At 70.1% G+C, this 15,271-nt stretch carries 14 protein-coding genes and 1 pseudogene; 8 read left to right on the forward strand and 7 right to left on the reverse strand.

The window, feature by feature from the left end:
* The first annotated feature begins 32 nt into the window (after positions 1–32).
* On the forward strand, positions 33–710 hold the full coding sequence (locus QFZ50_RS10475) for an amino acid ABC transporter permease (protein WP_307083960.1): 678 nt from the start codon (positions 33–35) through the stop codon (positions 708–710).
* On the forward strand, positions 707–1,576 hold the full coding sequence (locus tag QFZ50_RS10480) for an amino acid ABC transporter permease (RefSeq protein WP_307083962.1): 870 nt from the start codon (positions 707–709) through the stop codon (positions 1,574–1,576). Before QFZ50_RS10475 ends, QFZ50_RS10480 begins: the two co-directional genes overlap by 4 nt.
* An 86-nt stretch (positions 1,577–1,662) precedes the next feature.
* On the opposite strand, the gene dapE is transcribed toward QFZ50_RS10480, so the two are convergent.
* Positions 1,663–2,754, reverse strand: coding sequence for a succinyl-diaminopimelate desuccinylase (gene dapE / locus QFZ50_RS10485; protein WP_307083964.1), 1,092 nt, complete (start codon positions 2,752–2,754; stop codon positions 1,663–1,665).
* 33 nt (positions 2,755–2,787) lie between these two features.
* On the opposite strand from dapE, the gene dapD reads away from it, so the two are divergent.
* Positions 2,788–3,756 (forward strand): 2,3,4,5-tetrahydropyridine-2,6-dicarboxylate N-succinyltransferase, encoded by a 969-nt coding sequence (dapD, locus tag QFZ50_RS10490; RefSeq protein ID WP_307083967.1) that lies wholly within the window; start codon positions 2,788–2,790, stop codon positions 3,754–3,756.
* A gap of 3 nt (positions 3,757–3,759) precedes the next feature.
* The gene (locus QFZ50_RS10495; RefSeq protein WP_307083969.1) at positions 3,760–4,638 is read left to right on the forward strand and encodes a hypothetical protein; all 879 of its coding nucleotides are present in this window, start codon (positions 3,760–3,762) and stop codon (positions 4,636–4,638) included.
* Between the two features lie 39 nt (positions 4,639–4,677).
* On the opposite strand, the gene QFZ50_RS10500 is transcribed toward QFZ50_RS10495, so the two are convergent.
* Entirely contained in the window at positions 4,678–5,289 is a 612-nt protein-coding gene (locus QFZ50_RS10500) for a hypothetical protein (protein WP_307083971.1), read from the reverse strand.
* Positions 5,290–5,547: 258 nt separating this feature from the next.
* Between QFZ50_RS10500 and QFZ50_RS10505 the strand changes: the two genes are divergently transcribed.
* Positions 5,548–7,428 (forward strand): polysaccharide deacetylase family protein, encoded by a 1,881-nt coding sequence (locus QFZ50_RS10505; RefSeq protein ID WP_307083973.1) that lies wholly within the window; start codon positions 5,548–5,550, stop codon positions 7,426–7,428.
* A gap of 98 nt (positions 7,429–7,526) precedes the next feature.
* Positions 7,527–8,546, forward strand: coding sequence for a UDP-glucose 4-epimerase GalE (galE, locus tag QFZ50_RS10510; RefSeq protein WP_307083974.1), 1,020 nt, complete (start codon positions 7,527–7,529; stop codon positions 8,544–8,546).
* An 80-nt stretch (positions 8,547–8,626) separates the two neighbouring features.
* Here the strand turns inward: galE and QFZ50_RS10515 are convergent.
* The 3 genes and pseudogenes from QFZ50_RS10515 to fdxA form a co-directional block, all read right to left on the reverse strand.
* Positions 8,627–9,911, reverse strand: a pseudogene (locus tag QFZ50_RS10515) (citrate synthase).
* Positions 9,912–10,035: 124 nt separating this feature from the next.
* A complete protein-coding gene (gene dapC / locus QFZ50_RS10520) occupies positions 10,036–11,235 on the reverse strand; it encodes a succinyldiaminopimelate transaminase (protein WP_307083976.1) in 1,200 nt (399 codons plus the stop codon).
* On the reverse strand, positions 11,236–11,562 hold the full coding sequence (gene fdxA, locus QFZ50_RS10525) for a ferredoxin (RefSeq protein ID WP_049829022.1): 327 nt from the start codon (positions 11,560–11,562) through the stop codon (positions 11,236–11,238).
* A gap of 145 nt (positions 11,563–11,707) precedes the next feature.
* On the opposite strand from fdxA, the gene QFZ50_RS10530 reads away from it, so the two are divergent.
* Positions 11,708–11,935, forward strand: coding sequence for a putative acetyltransferase (locus QFZ50_RS10530; protein WP_307083978.1), 228 nt, complete (start codon positions 11,708–11,710; stop codon positions 11,933–11,935).
* A 74-nt stretch (positions 11,936–12,009) separates the two neighbouring features.
* Positions 12,010–12,504: an ArsR/SmtB family transcription factor gene (locus QFZ50_RS10535; protein WP_307083979.1), complete on the forward strand. Its 495-nt coding sequence runs from the start codon at positions 12,010–12,012 to the stop codon at positions 12,502–12,504.
* Between the two features lie 93 nt (positions 12,505–12,597).
* Here the strand turns inward: QFZ50_RS10535 and QFZ50_RS10540 are convergent, their stop codons facing one another.
* Both QFZ50_RS10540 and typA read right to left on the reverse strand, forming a co-directional pair.
* Complete coding sequence (locus QFZ50_RS10540; protein WP_307083981.1) at positions 12,598–13,290, reverse strand: hypothetical protein; 693 nt, start codon at positions 13,288–13,290, stop codon at positions 12,598–12,600.
* Between the two features lie 15 nt (positions 13,291–13,305).
* Positions 13,306–15,222 carry a translational GTPase TypA gene (gene typA / locus QFZ50_RS10545; RefSeq protein WP_307083983.1) on the reverse strand — a complete coding sequence of 639 codons (1,917 nt, stop codon included), beginning with the start codon at positions 15,220–15,222 and terminating at the stop codon, positions 13,306–13,308.
* Between the last annotated feature and the right edge of the window lie 49 nt (positions 15,223–15,271).

Consider the following 15,271-nt stretch of genomic DNA (forward strand, 5'->3'; position numbering starts at 1 on the left):
TGCCATGTCCCCCACCCGGAAAGGGGTGAACCGTGGAGAACTACCTGTCGCTGTTCGAGACCTACAACGTGCCCGCAGCGTTCTGGGTCAACATCCAGCTGTCCTTCTGGGCTGCCATCTGGGCCCTCGTCATCGGCACGGTGCTGGCCCTGTTCCGCATCTCGCCCATCCCGAGCCTGCAGTGGTTCGGCACGGCCTACGTCAACATCTTCCGGAACACGCCGCTGACGATCATCCTCGCGTTCGGGTTCCTCGGCCTGTTCTCGGTCATGCAGATCAGCCTCGCCGGTGAGCTCGACGACAGCCTGTTCAGGATCGCCATCGTCGGCCTCTCGCTGTACCACGCGGCCTTCGTGTGCGAGGCGATCCGCAGCGGCGTCAACACGGTCCCCGTCGGGCAGGCGGAAGCGGCGCGGGCCATCGGCCTCGGCTTCCTGCCGGCGGCGCGGCTCATCATCCTGCCGCAGGCCTTCCGGGGCGCCATCGCCCCGCTCGGCAACGTGCTGATCGCCCTCATCAAGAACTCGACCGTCGCCGCGGCCGGTTCCGTAGCGGCCGAGTCGTCCAGCCTCATGAAGACCATGATCGAGTTCCGCTCGGACCTGGTCATCCCGATCTTCCTCACCTTCGCCCTGGGCTTCGTGATCCTCGTGATCCCGATCGGTCTGCTGACCACGTGGGCCTCACGGAAACTGGCGGTGGCCCGATGAGCGCACAGCAGGTCCTCTTCGACGCGCCGGGCCCCCGAGCGCGACGCACCATCCTCATCGGCAACATCGTCGGCGTCCTGATCGTCCTCGGCATCCTCGCCTGGGTGATCTCGGCGCTGGCGGACAAGGGCCAGTTCGCCGCGAGCATGTGGACGCCCTTCCTCGAATCGCGGACGTGGGAGTTCTTCATCCTGCCCGGCCTCGGCAACACGCTGAAGGCCGCCGGGATCGCGATCGTCACCTCGGTGGCCTTCGGACTGGTCTTCGGCGTCGGCAGGCTCTCACATGTGGCGCCGATCCGCTGGATCGCAGGTGTCGTCGTCGAGTTCCTGCGGGCGGTGCCGGTGCTCCTCATGATGATCTTCTTCTGGCTGGCACTCGGCAGTTCGGGCGCCGTGAAGCCGCAGGAGGCGCCGCTCATCGCCGTGATCCTCGCCCTCACGCTCTACAACGGCTCCGTCATCGCCGAACTCGTGCGTTCCGGCGTGTACGGCCTGCCCAGGGGCCAGCGCGAGGCGGGCATGGCGATCGGCCTGACGAGGAACCAGTCGCTGCGGAACATCGAGGTGCCGCAGGCGCTCATCGCGATGCTGCCGGCGCTGGTCAGCCAGTTCGTGGTGATCCTCAAGGACTCCGCCCTGGGCTTCATCATCACCTACCCCGAACTGCTGCAGTACACGCGGCGGTTGGGTGTCGGCGAGGGCAACGTGATCCCGTCGCTGCTGGTCGCCGCGGCGATCTTCATCGCCATCAACTTCGCCCTCTCGACGCTGGCCACACGGCTGTCCGTGCTCCTCAGTTTCAGGACGAAGGGCCGCAGGCCCGCGGCACAGGAAGCCGTCGCGCTGGACGCGGCCTCCACCTGAGGCCGTCCGGCGGACGGAACGACGCAGGGCCCGGCAGCTGCCGGGCCCTGCGTCGCTCTTCCTGCCGGGTCCTCCGGCCGCTCCCGTCAGGACAGCCAGGCGACCATCGCCGCGAGGCAGGCGCGCACGGCGTCGGCCTGCACGTGCTCGTCGTCCGTGTGCGCCAGGAGGGCGTCGCCCGGACCGAAGTTGACCGCAGGGACGCCGAGGGCGCTGAACCGCGCGACGTCGGTCCAGCCGTACTTCGGCTTCGGTTCCTCGCCCACCGCCGCGACGAACGCGGCGGCTGCGGGATGGTGCAGCCCCGGCCGCGCCCCGGCAGCGGCGTCGGTCCGCTTCACCGCGAACCCCTCGAGCAGGGCGCGCACGTAGTCCTCGGCCTGCTCGGGGGTCTTGTCGGGCGCGAAACGGTAGTTCACCTCGATGACCGCGCCGTCCGGGATGATGTTGCCCGCCGTGCCACCGGCGATCTTCACGGCATTGAGGCTCTCGCGGTAGTCCAGCCCGTCCACGTGGACGGTGGCGGGTTCGTGGTCCCGCAGCCGGACGAGGATCTCGGCGGCCCCATGGATGGCGTTCACGCCCCGCCACGCACGTGCTGAATGGGCTGCCCTGCCGGTCACCCTGACCTCGAACCGCGCGGTGCCGTTACACCCGCCCTCCACCGTGCCGTCCGTGGGTTCCAGCAGGACGGCGAAGTCCGCGACGAGCCATTCCGGGTAGGAGACGGCGACCCGGCCGAGGCCGCTCAGCGACGCCTCGACCTCCTCGTGGTCGTAGAAGATGAACGTGATGTCCCGGGTGGGCTCGGTCAGGGCCGCGGCGAGCGCCAGCTGCACCGCCACGCCGCCCTTCATGTCCGTGGCTCCCCTGCCGTACAGGACCTCGCCCTCCCAGGTGGACGGCACCGTGCCGCGGGACCCCGGTGCCGACGGCAGCGGGACGGTGTCGAGGTGACCGGCGAGGATGACGCGCTCCGCCCGTCCGAGCCGGGTGCGCGCCATGACGCAGTCGCCGTCGCGGACCACCTCGAGGTGGTCGAGGCGCCGCAGCGCCTGCTCGACGGCGTCGGCGATGCCCGCCTCGTTGCCCGAGACGCTCTCGAGATCGATGAGCCGGGCGGTCAGGAGGGCGACGTCGGAGCCGAGATCGAGCTCCGCGGCGGGTGTCTGAATCATGCTGCAACACTATCCCTCGGTAGACTGCTGCCCATGACTCCTCCCCTGCCCAGCCCGTCCATGCCCTCCACCCCGCAGCGGCTGGCCGGCGGTACCGGCCTCGCCACCGTGGCATCGGACGGAACGGTGCTGGACGCCTGGTTCCCCGCCCCCTGGTGCGGCGAGGACCGCACGTCGGCCCACCTGAGGGACTCGCTGGAGGCCCTCGCGGAGGCCGGCGTGGACAACGCGCGCAAGGTCACCCAGCGCGTCGTCGACCTGACGATCGATCCCGAGGCGGCCCCGGCCGGCACCGAGGACGCCTACCTGCGGCTGCACCTCCTGTCCCACCGCCTGGTGCAGCCCAACACCATCAACCTCGACGGGATCTTCGGCCTGCTCGCGAACGTGGTCTGGACGAACCACGGGCCCGCACAGGTCCAGGACTTCGAGACGGTCCGTGCGGCCCTACGCGCCCGCGGCCCCGTCCAGGTGCACGGGGTGGACAAGTTCCCCCGCATGGTGGACTACGTGGTACCCGCGGGCGTCCGTATCGCCGACGCCGACCGCGTGCGCCTGGGTGCGCACCTGGCCGAGGGAACCACAGTGATGCACGAGGGCTTCGTGAACTTCAACGCCGGCACCCTCGGTCACTCCATGGTCGAGGGCCGGATCTCCGCCGGGGTCGTCGTCGGGGACGGCTCCGACATCGGTGGCGGCGCCTCGATCATGGGAACCCTCTCCGGCGGCGGCAAGGAGCGCATCACCATCGGCGAGCGATGCCTGCTCGGGGCGGAGTCCGGCGTCGGTATCTCCCTCGGCGACGACTGCGTGGTCGAGGCAGGGCTCTACCTCACCGCGGGCACGAAGGTGACGCTGCAGGACGGCACGCTCGTCAAGGCGAAGGATCTCTCGGGCGAGTCCGGCATCCTGTTCCTGCGCAACTCCGCCACCGGTGCCGTCGAGGCACGTCCCCGTCGCGGGGAGGGCATCGCCCTCAACCCGGCCCTGCACGCCAACTAGCGCGTGGCTCCGCGGGGTCCGTCCGCCGCCGTCCGCCGTCGCCGGCGCCGGCTCCGGACCGGTGCCCTGCTGACCGGGTTGGCGGCCGTCGTCGTCGGCGGGACCGTGCTCGCCGTCCACGCACTGGACGACAGCGAGGTGCTGGTCCGCGAGCGCTGCAGCGCCACCGTGGGTACCGACACGTTCGAGCTCACGCCGCGGCAGGCCGAGAACGCGGCCCTGATCTCGGGGGTCGCCGTGGGCCGCGGCCTCCCGGCACGCGCCGCGACGATCGCCATCGCGACGGCCATCCAGGAGTCGAGGCTCGAGAACATCGACTACGGCGACGAGGCCGGACCGGATTCACGGGGCCTGTTCCAGCAGCGCCCCTCGCAGGGCTGGGGCTCGGAGGAGCAGGTTCTGACCCCCGTCTACGCCGCGGGTGCCTTCTACGACGCGCTCGTGGAGGTGCCGGGCTACGAGACGCTCCCCATCACGGAGGCCGCCCAGACGGTGCAGCGCTCCGCCTTCCCGGACGCGTATGCGGACCACGAGCCCGAGAGCCGGGCCTTCGCCTCGGCACTGACCGGCAACTCCCCGGCCGCCCTCGACTGCACCCTCCGGGAGCCGGCCGCCACGGGCGACCCCCTGGCCGTCTCGACCGCCGCGGAGGAGGTCTTCGGCCCCCTCGGCGGGGCCGTCGACGGGAACCGGCTCGCCGTGCAGCTCGACGGCACCGGCGGCTGGGCGGCCGCGCAATGGGCCGTGGCGCATGCGTCGGCCCTCGAGATCACCTCGGTGGCCTACTCGGGCCTCGAATGGGTGAGGGCGGACGGCGGGTGGACGTCGACGACGACGGCTCCCGGGACGCTCACCATCACCGTTGCGGGCGGAACACCCTGACGGCCCGCCGTCGGGCACCTGCCGGACGGGCGCGTGTGGTCAGGCCAGTGCCCGGATGACCGGTTCCACGTAGCTGCGGAACGAGCGCTCGTCGTCGAACAGGTCCTGGCACATGAGCAGCTTGTCCGGCTCCACCCACCATGCCCGCCGGACACCCAGCGGCAGTTCGACGACCTCGAGGGTGAAGCGGCGGGCGGCCCGGCCCAGCTCGAACTCGCGTTCCTGCACGAGCCGCGCCAGCAGGCTCTCCATGCTGTCGGCCCCCCTGGCGCCGGCATGCAGGGCGTACTCGGCACACCGCTCCTCCGCCCAGTCCGTCGCGGCCCCGACGTGCGCGCGCAACAGCCCCTTGAGCGCCTCCATGCCGTCGAGGGCCTCGAACAGCGGCGGGACGGGCAGCACGGCGCCGCTGATCCTGTGCGCGACGAGGCTGTGCCACCACGCCTCCCACTCGACCCGCAGGACAGAGGCTTCCCCCGTCCGGGCCAGGCGGTGGGTGTCGACGGCCCGGACGGTGGGGATCACGGGCGGCAGGGACGGCCGTCCCACGCCCTTGAGGCCTGCACAGTCCCGGAGGTAGAGCGCCACGAGGAGCACCTCCGAGGTGTCCACGGTGAAGTACGCGCTGTAGCCGGGGTCGGGATACGACATTGGCCTCCTTCAGGACCGGTCAGCCTGGTTTCCTAGAGTAGACCCGGCGCGGACGGCGCTTCAAAGGCCGAACAGCACTCGACGCCGGCCGGGACACTACTCGGAGCCGCTGCGAGACGCCCGTACCGAAGCCGAGTGTTGCCCCTGAAGATATGGGTAGCGATCTCGCGTGGCTTCGCCGGGGCGGAGTCGTAGGTTGAAGGGTGCCCCGGAACGGCGCGCGTCCGGGAATCCCAGTTCTGAAGTGAGCGAGAAACCATGACTTCGTCAGGAAGCACCACAAGAAACCACGGACCACTGCACGGCGCCCCGGCTCCGGGCCGGTGGGCGGTATGGGTGGTGACGGCCCTGCTGGCCCTCGCCGTGGGGATCGTCAGCCCCGCCATCGCTCCCCCGGCGGCCTCGGCCGCGGGCCCGACCGTCGTCTCCCTCACGTTCGACGACGGTAACGCGGATCAGCTGATCGCTGCCCAGACCCTGAACAAGTACGGCCTCAAGGGCACCTTCTACGTCACATCCGGGGTCACCGACACGGCGGGCTACCTGACGCAGGCCGACCTCAGGACGCTGGCCGCCGCCGGCCACGAGATCGGCGGCCACACCGTGACCCACCCCGATCTGGTGACGCTGCCGTCCGACGAGGCGACCCGCCAGATCTGCAACGACCGCGTCAACCTCACCAGCTGGGGGTTCCGCGTCACGAGCTTCGCCTATCCGTTCGCCTCGAACACCCCGGCGATCGAGACGATCGCGAAGAACTGCGGGTACAACAGCGCCCGCGGGCTCGGCGACATCAAGACGCGGTTCAGCTGCGGCACCTGCCCCCTGGCCGAGACGATCCCGGCCGTGAACCCCTGGAACACCGCAGCCCCGGACCAGGTCGAGAACACCTGGACCCTGGCAGACCTGCAGAACAGCGTCACCCAGGCCGAGTCCGTGGGCGGGTGGATCCAGCTCACCTTCCACCACATCGGCGGGACCGACCCCCTGGCCGTCACACCGGCGCTCTTCGACCAGTTCGCCGCCTGGCTGAAGACCAGGCCCGCGACCACCACCGTCAAGACCGTCGACCAGGTGGTGGGCGGCACGGTCAAGCCGGTGGTCTCGGGGCCCGCCGTCCCTCCTCCGCCCGTGGGCGGGAACCTCGTGAAGAACCCCGGCCTCGAGACGCTCACCAACGGCGTCCCGCAGTGCTGGAACGCGGGCGGCTACGGCACCAACACCACCGCGTTCTCCGTGGTGAGTCCCGGCCGCACCGGTACCCGTGCCGAGCAGCTGGTGGTCAGCGGCTACGTCGACGGTGACGCGAAGCTCCTGCCCGCGCTCGACCTCGGCGGCTGTTCACCCCCGGCCACGGCCGGCCGTACCTACAACCTGGGCGCCTGGTACAAATCGACCGCACCGACGCAGTTCGCCCTCTACTACCGCACAGGGGTCGGCTCGTGGAAGTACTGGACCTCCAGCCCCTGGTTCGCGGCGTCCAGCACCTACCAGAAGGCCAGCTGGACCACGCCGCCCCTGCCGGCCGGCGCGAACGGCCTCAGCTTCGGCCTGAACCTCTTCAGCAACGGCACCCTCACCACGGACGACTACGAGATGTTCGATACCGCGAACGTGACCCCGCCGCCGCCGCCGGCCCCGGGGACCAATCTCGTGAAGAACCCCAGCCTGGAGACGGCCGGAAGCGGCGCGTTCCCCCAGTGCTGGCAGTCCTCGGGATTCGGGGTCAACACGCCGACCTTCAGCACCGTGGCCACCGCTCGGACCGGCACCAAGGCGGAGCGCCTCACCATCACCGGCTACTCCGGCGGTGACGCGAAGCTGCTGACCTCCCTGGACACGGGCACCTGCGCTCCGGCGGCCACCGCGGGGAAGACCTACTCGGTACGCGCCTGGTACACCTCCACGGCGATCACCCAGTTCGCCCTCTACTACCGGGACGCCTCCGGCACCTGGGTGTACTGGACCTCCGGCCCCTGGCTGCCCGCGGCGGGCGCCTACACCCAGGCGAGCTTCACCACACCGGCGCTGCCCGCCGGGGCCACCGCCATCAGCTTCGGGCTGAGCCTGTTCGGCAACGGCACCGTCACCACCGACGACTACGCCATGTACGACACCGTCGGGGCCCCGCCGCTCTGACGGCACGGCAAGGACGACGACGATGGCCCGGGCACCTGCCCGGGCCATCGTCGTCATGCCGGCCCGGTCGGGCAGCGCCGCCGACCTAGGATGGAAGCATGAAGATCCTCGTTACCGGTGGCAGCGGCTACATCGGCTCGCACACCGTCCTGACCCTGCTCGAACACGGCCATGACGTCGTCGTCGTCGACAACCTGCTCAACTCGACCAAGACGTCGCTGGATCGGGTGGCGACCCTCGCGGGCCGCACGCCGACCTTCCATCAGGCCGACCTCCTGGACGAGCCCCGGCTGCGCGCCATCTTCGCGGAGGAGCAGGTCGACGCCGTCATCCACTTCGCGGGGCTGAAGGCCGTGGGCGAATCGGTCGAGAAGCCGCTCTACTACTACTCCAACAATGTGGGCGGCACCCTGAGCCTGCTGCGCGTGATGGACGACGCCGGTGTGCGCACCCTCGTGTTCAGTTCCTCGGCGACGGTCTACGGCGCCTCGGAGGAAGTACCCCTGACCGAGAAGCTCCCGCTCGACGCCGTCAACCCGTACGGGCGGACCAAGGAGCAGATCGAGGACATCCTCTCCGACCTCGGTGCGGCCGACCCGCGCTGGAACATCGCCCTGCTGCGCTACTTCAACCCCGTCGGCGCACACGCCTCGGGGACGATGGGCGAGGACCCGACCGGCATCCCGAACAACCTCCTGCCGTTCGTGGCGCAGGTCGCCGTGGGCCGGCGTGAGAAGGTCCTCGTATTCGGCAACGACTACCCGACGCCGGACGGGACGGGCGTCCGCGACTACATCCACGTCGTCGACCTGGCCGAGGGACACCTGGCCGCCCTGGACTACCTCGTGGCACACGGCGGGGTGCACACCTGGAACCTCGGGACCGGGCGCGGCTCCTCCGTCCTCGAGGTCCTCACGGCCTTCTCCGCGGCGGTGGGCAAGGACGTCCCCTACGAGTTCGCCCCGCGCCGACCGGGCGACGCCGCCGTCAGCTATGCCGACCCCTCCTCGGCGCTGGCCGATCTCGGCTGGTCCGCGAAGCGCACGCTCGCCGAGATGTGCGAGGACCACTGGCGCTGGCAGAAGAACAATCCGCAGGGCTACGCCCAGGGGAGCTGACCCCTCCCGGCCCCTCCGATCCGGTCACCGAACGACGGCGGCCGCCCACCAGAGGTGGGCGGCCGCCGTCGTGCTGCGGGTCAGTTCGCGGGGTAGTGGCGCTCCGCCTCGCCCGTGTACAGCTGGCGGGGGCGGCCGATCTTCGTCTGCGGGTCCTGCATCATCTCGCGCCACTGGGCGATCCAGCCGGGCAGGCGTCCGATCGCGAAGAGCACTGTGAACATCTTCTCGGGGAAACCCATGGCCTTGTAGATCAGGCCGGTGTAGAAGTCCACGTTCGGGTACAGCTTCCGCTCGATGAAGTAGTCGTCGGCGAGGGCCTTCTCCTCGAGCCGCATCGCGATGTCGAGGAGCTCGTCGTTGCCGCCGAGCCGGTTGAGGATGTCGTGGGCCGTGGCCTTGACGATCTTCGCGCGCGGATCGTAGTTCTTGTAGACGCGGTGCCCGAAGCCCATGAGCTTCACGCCGTCTTCCTTCTTCTTGACCTTCTCCATGAAGTCCTCGGGCTGCATGCCCTTGGCCTGGATGTCGCGCAGCATGTTCAGCACGGCCTCGTTGGCGCCGCCGTGCAGCGGGCCGAACAGCGCGTTGATGCCGGCGGAGACGGAGGCGAACATGTTGGCATTGGAGCTGCCCACGAGGCGCACCGTCGACGTCGAGCAGTTCTGCTCGTGGTCCGCGTGCAGGATGAGCAGCAGGTCCAGGGCCTTGACCATCATCGGGTCGAGATCGTACGGCTCGGCGGGCAGGCCGAAGGAGAGCCTCAGGAAGTTCTCCACGAGGTTCATGGAGTTGTCCGGGTACAGCATCGGCTGGCCGATGGACTTCTTGTGGGCGTACGCCGCGATGACGGGCAGCTTCGCCATGAGGCGGAACGTCGAGAGCTCCACCTGCTCGTCGTCGAACGGGTCCAGCGAGTCCTGGTAGAACGTGGACAGCGCCGAGACAGCCGAGGACAGCACCGGCATGGGGGTGCGCGTCACGCGGGAACCCGCCGAAGAAGCCCTTGAGCTCCTCGTGCAGCAGGGTGTGGCGGCGGATCCGCCCGTCGAACGCGCTCAGCTCCTCGGGGGTGGGCAGGTTGCCGTAGATGAGGAGGTAGGAGACCTCGAGGAAACTGGAGCTCTTCGCGAGTTCCTCGATCGGGTACCCGCGGTAGCGCAGGATCCCGGCGTCGCCGTCGATGTAGGTGATCGCGGACGCGGTGGCCGCGGTGTTCATGAAGCCCGGGTCGAAGGTGACCTGGCCCGTCTGCTTCAGCAGTTTCGACACGTCGTAGCCGTTGTTGCCTTCGACGGCGGGCACCAGCGGGAGGCTGAGTTCGCCACCGTCGTAGTGCAGGGAAGCAGCATTCTGCTCGGTCATCGATTCTCCTTCAGGAGCTGGAGCGAGGTCGTCGCCTCAGATCATCACTACGCAGGAGGACGTACGTCACTCCGGGAACAGCACATTCAGCGACAAACGCTACCAGTCAGCGAGCCCCTGATCACTAATCCTGCTTCCCTTCCCCGTCCGCGGGCAAGGGGGCCGCCCTGCGGGGCCCCGCCTCGGTGAGGCGGGCCGCGGCGGCTGCGATCCTCTCGTCGCTGCCGGTGAGCGCCACCCGGACGAAGCCGTGCCCCGCGTCACCGTAGAAGGTCCCAGGCCCCGCGAGGATACCGAGCCCGGCCAGCCAGCCGATGGTGTCCCAGGTGGGCCCGCCGTCGGACGCCCAGAGGTACAGGCCCGCGGCGGAGCCGCTGATGGTGAACCCGGCGGCCTCCAGGGCGGGGACGAGCAGGGCGCGACGGCGACGGTACAGGTCCTTCTGCTCGGCCACGTGCGCATCGTCCCCGAGAGCCACCCGCATGGCCTCCTGGACGGGGCGGGGGACGATCATCCCGGCGTGCTTCCGGGAGTTGACGAGGTTGGCGATGATGGCGGGGTCGCCGGCCGTGAAGGCGGCCCGGTACCCTGCGAGATTGGACTGTTTGCTCAGCGAGTAGACGGCCAGCAGCAGCTCGTGCGAGCCCCCGCTGACCCGCGGGTCGAGCACGCTCGGCACCGGCTCGCCGCCCTCCGCGGGGTCCCAGCGCCCCCAGCCGAGTTCGCCGTAGCACTCGTCGGAGGCGACGACGGCCCCGAGGGAGCGCGCGTCGTCGACGACGGCCCGCAGGCCGGCCACGTCGAGCACCTCGCCCGTAGGGTTGCCCGGCGAGTTGATCCAGACCAGGCGCACACGGGCCCGCACGTCGTCCGGGAGATCGGCGAGGGAATCCGCGGGGACGGGCGTCGCACCCGCGAGGTGCGCGCCCATGTCGTAGGTGGGATACGCGACGGTGGGGCGCACGACGACGTCGCCGGCCCCCAGCCCGAGCAGCAACGGCAACCACGCGACCAGTTCCTTGGATCCCACGGTCGGCAGGATGTCGAGCGGATCGAGCCCGGGCACGCCCCTGCGGCGTGCGAACCAGGCGCTGATCGCCTCACGGAGGGCCACCGTGCCATGGGTGGTCGGATAGCCGTGCGCGTCGGCCGCTGCGGCCAGGGCGGAACGGATGAGGTGGGGCGTCGGGTCCACCGGCGTGCCGATGGACAGGTTGACCACGCCGTCGGGGTGCCGGGACGCGATGTCCTGGTAGGGCGCCATGGCGTCCCAGGGGTAGTCCGGCAGCTGCAGGCCGAAGGGCTTCGGCTCCCCGGACGCCACCTAGGCGGGCTGGTTCTGGGGCGGCAGGGCCGCGATGATCGGGTGGTCGAAGCCCGTGTTGCCGACCTTCGCGGCGCCGCCGGGCGAACCGAGGTCGTCGAAGAACTCGACGTTCGCCTTGTAGTACTCGGCCCACTGCTCCGGCGTGTCGTCCTCGTAGTAGATCGCCTCCACGGGGCACACGGGCTCGCACGCGCCGCAGTCGACGCACTCGTCGGGGTGGATGTAGAGCGACCGTTCACCCTCGTAGATGCAGTCGACCGGGCACTCCTCGATACAGGCCTTGTCCTTGACATCCACGCAGGGCTGCGCGATTACGTAGGTCACGTCCCACGCCTTTCCTTTGAAACTGGGGTCGGCTGCCGCACCCTCGGTGCGGTTCCCAGCTTAACGCACCCTTCCCCGCCATCGGACCACCACCGGCAGGCTCCGGAATCGCCCCCTGGTGCTCCGCGGGGCCTACCCTTGACAGGTGCAGACACCCGCAAGCCTCCTCGCAGCGCTCCCCCTGGGCACGAGGGTCGTGGTCCGGCGGCGCCTGGACGAGGGGGTCACCGACTCCCTGGGGGACCTCGTCGCGCTGGACGGGACCACGTGCACCGTGCGGACGCGCCGGGGTGACGACGTCGTCGTGCTCGCCGACGTCACGGCCGCGAAGCCCGTGCCGCCCGCTCCCCCTCGCCGCGCACCGCGACGCTGACGGGCCGCCACGGACCCGACAGCCAGTGATTGGGACCCATCAATCAATCGGTGGATGTCCCGTATGATCGGCGGATGGACTTAGACGAGGACCTCCAGGCGCGCGGCCGCGCACTCAGCTCCCCGGTCCGGCTCCGCATCCTGCGCCTGTGCCTGCACAAGCCGAGGACCAACAAGGAGATCGCAGAGAGGCTGGCGCTCAACCCCGCCACCTCCCTCCACCATGTGCGCACCCTGCTCTCCACCGGCTTCCTCGCCGCCGACGACGCCCGCACCGGCAACCGCGGGGCGAAGGAGATCCCCTACCGCGCCACGGGGCTGTCCTGGCACACGCCCATCCCCCACTCCGCACCGGTGCTCGTCGAGACGTTCCTGCAGGAGATCGAGGGACTGCAGCCGTCCGAGATCGATGTCTGGCGGCTCGGCGTCCGGCTCAACGACGAGCACCGCGCCGAGATGATGGGGCGCATCCGCGAGGTCTTCGAGGACTACGCGCAGCGCGGCCCCGACCCGGACGGTACCGCGACGTCGATCATGCTCGCGCACCACCTGGACCGCACCGCGGACTGACGCACCTCCCGGCGAGGAGCGGAGCGGGCCTCCCGCCACCGGTGACCCGTGTCGGCCCCGGGCAGTCCCTCGGCGCACCCTGCGCGGGTTCGGCTAGCGGCGGGCAGGGCGCAGGAGGATACTCCCGGCCACGACGGCGCCCAGCGTCACCACGAGCACCCCGAAGAGCCAGAGGTTCCCGGCGAGGGCTGCGCCTGGGGCGGCGTCGGAGGAGCCCGTGAGGATCAGCCGCTCGGACGACGTCGAGATCAGTGCCACCGCGCCGTAGGCGACGGCCCCGGCCACTGCCGTGATGATGACGCTCCGCGCCCAGAGGCCGCACAGCAGGAACAGGCTCCCGGCCAGCAGGAGGGCGGCCAGCGCCCCGACGGGAAGAGCGGCGGCGCCCACGTGGAGGAGCTGGGCGTGCAGCACGGTGCCGAGGACCGCAGCGGCGATGCCGGCCGCGGCTGCTCCGAGGACGGCGACCACCCGGTGCGGCCTCCGTGGGCCGGTCGCAGGGGCGGCGGCCGCCAGCGGGCCGGTTCCCCGGAGGTGCGGCGTGGGAGCGCCCTGCGCCTGATCCTGCGCCGGGTCCCGTGTCGGTTCCTGCGCCCGGTCCTGCGCCTGATCCTGCGCCTGATCCTGCGCCTGATCCTGCGCCTGATCCTGCGGTCGAGGCTGCCGCATCGGGTCCGACGCCGGACGCGCCGGCGTGCCGGCCCTCGGGTGTCCCTCCGAAAGCACCGGGAACGCCGAACGCCGGCCCTCCCCTGCTGGGGAGGAACCGGCGTCGTCGTGTGCCATGGTGCTGCTAGAGCTCTAGGCGCGGGCGCGTGAGCGCGATGCCCGCATGCGCTCGTTGGCGTCGAGGATGACCTTGCGAATGCGGATCGACTCCGGCGTGACCTCGACGCACTCGTCCTCGCGGGCGAACTCGAGGGACTCCTCGAGCGTCAGGTTGCGCGGCGGGGTCAGGTTCTCGAAGGTGTCGGAGGACGCCGCACGCATGTTGGTGAGCTTCTTCTCCTTCGTGATGTTGACCTCCATGTCGTCGGCGCGGGAGTTCTCGCCGACGATCATGCCCTCGTACACCTCGGAGGTGGGCTGCACGAAGAACGAGCCGCGCTCCTGCAGGTTGATCATCGCGAACGGCGTGACCACGCCGGCGCGGTCGGCGATCATCGACCCGTTGGTGCGGTACTCGATGTCACCGGCCCAGGGCTCGTAGCCCTCGGAGATCGACGCGGCGATGCCGGCGCCGCGCGTGTCCGTGAGGAAGCGCGTGCGGAAGCCGATGAGGCCGCGGGCGGGGACGATGAACTCCATGCGGACCCAGCCGGTGCCGTGGTTGGCCATGTTGGTCATGCGGCCCTTGCGGGCTGCCATGAGCTGGGTGACGCCGCCGAGGTACTCCTCGGGCACGTCGATGGTCATGTGCTCCATCGGCTCGTGGATCTTGCCGTCGATGGTCTTGGTGACCACCTGGGGCTTGCCGACCGTGAGCTCGAAGCCCTCGCGGCGCATCTGCTCGACGAGGATGGCCAGTGCGAGCTCGCCGCGGCCCTGGACCTCCCAGGCGTCGGGGCGTGCCGTGGGCAGGACGCGGAGCGACACGTTGCCGATGAGCTCCTTGTCGAGGCGGTCCTTGACCTGGCGTGCGGTGACCTTGGCGCCCTTGACCTTGCCGGCGAGCGGCGAGGTGTTGATCCCGATGGTGACGGAGATCGCGGGGTCGTCGACCGTGATGAGCGGCAGCGGCTGCGGGTTGTCGACGTCGGTGAGCGTCTCGCCGATGGTGATGCCCTCGATGCCGGCGACGGCCACGATCTCGCCGGGTCCGGCGGATTCGGTGGGGACGCGTTCGAGCGCCTTGGTGGCGAGCAGCTCGGTGATCTTGACGGTCTTCAGCTCACCGTTCTGGCGGGCCCAGGCGACCTGCTGGCCCTTGCGCAGCGTGCCGTTGAAGATGCGGAGCAGGGCGAGGCGGCCGAGGAACGGCGACGCGTCGAGGTTGGTGACGTGCGCCTGCAGCACACCGTCGGGGTTGTAGCTGGGCGCCGGGATGTGCTCGATGATCGTCTGGAACAGCGGCTCGAGGTTGTCGTTCGTCGGCACGGTGCCGTCGGCGGGCTGCTCGAGCGAGGCCGCTCCCGCGCGGGCCGCGGCGTAGACGACGGGCACGTTCAGGATCGAGTCGAGGTCGAGATCCGGCACTTCGTCCGCGAGATCCGAGGCGAGGCCGAGCAGCAGGTCCATCGACTCGCTCACGACGTCCTCGATCCGGGAGTCGGGACGGTCGGTCTTGTTGACCAGCAGGATGACCGGGAGCTTCGCGGCGAGGGCCTTGCGGAGCACGAAGCGGGTCTGGGGCAGCGGCCCCTCGGACGCGTCGACCAGCAGCACGACGCCGTCGACCATGGACAGTCCGCGCTCCACCTCGCCGCCGAAGTCGGCGTGGCCCGGGGTGTCGATGACGTTGATGGTGATGGTCTCGCCCTTGGCGGAGGGACCGTCGTAGAACACCGTGGTGTTCTTCGCGAGGATGGTGATGCCCTTCTCGCGCTCGAGGTCACCCGAGTCCATGACGCGGTCGGCCACGTCGCCGTGGGCGGCGAACGAATTGGTCTGCTTCAGCATGGCATCGACCAGGGTGGTTTTTCCGTGGTCAACGTGAGCCACGATGGCTACGTTGCGGAGATCGCTGCGGACAGCGGTGTTGCCTGTGGTTTCAGACATGCGTAATGACTCAATTCGGTATCTACTGCGGGGAAAATGGTGGCGGCTG

Origin of the sequence: Arthrobacter agilis, assembly GCF_030816075.1 — a bacterium.
Taxonomy (GTDB): Bacteria; Actinomycetota; Actinomycetes; order Actinomycetales; family Micrococcaceae; genus Arthrobacter_D; species Arthrobacter_D agilis_E.

Bases quoted from the DNA above. Each gene is read 5' to 3' on its own strand.
- QFZ50_RS10480 (WP_307083962.1), top strand. From the start codon at position 707: ATGAGCGCACAGCAGGTCCTCTTCGACGCGCCGGGCCCCCGAGCGCGA.
- dapE (WP_307083964.1), bottom strand. From the start codon at position 2,754: ATGATTCAGACACCCGCCGCGGAGCTCGATCTCGGCTCCGACGTCGCC.
- dapD (WP_307083967.1), top strand. From the start codon at position 2,788: ATGACTCCTCCCCTGCCCAGCCCGTCCATGCCCTCCACCCCGCAGCGG.
- QFZ50_RS10500 (WP_307083971.1), bottom strand. From the start codon at position 5,289: ATGTCGTATCCCGACCCCGGCTACAGCGCGTACTTCACCGTGGACACC.
- QFZ50_RS10505 (WP_307083973.1), top strand. From the start codon at position 5,548: ATGACTTCGTCAGGAAGCACCACAAGAAACCACGGACCACTGCACGGC.
- galE (WP_307083974.1), top strand. From the start codon at position 7,527: ATGAAGATCCTCGTTACCGGTGGCAGCGGCTACATCGGCTCGCACACC.
- QFZ50_RS10535 (WP_307083979.1), top strand. From the start codon at position 12,010: ATGGACTTAGACGAGGACCTCCAGGCGCGCGGCCGCGCACTCAGCTCC.
- QFZ50_RS10540 (WP_307083981.1), bottom strand. From the start codon at position 13,290: ATGGCACACGACGACGCCGGTTCCTCCCCAGCAGGGGAGGGCCGGCGT.
- typA (WP_307083983.1), bottom strand. From the start codon at position 15,222: ATGTCTGAAACCACAGGCAACACCGCTGTCCGCAGCGATCTCCGCAAC.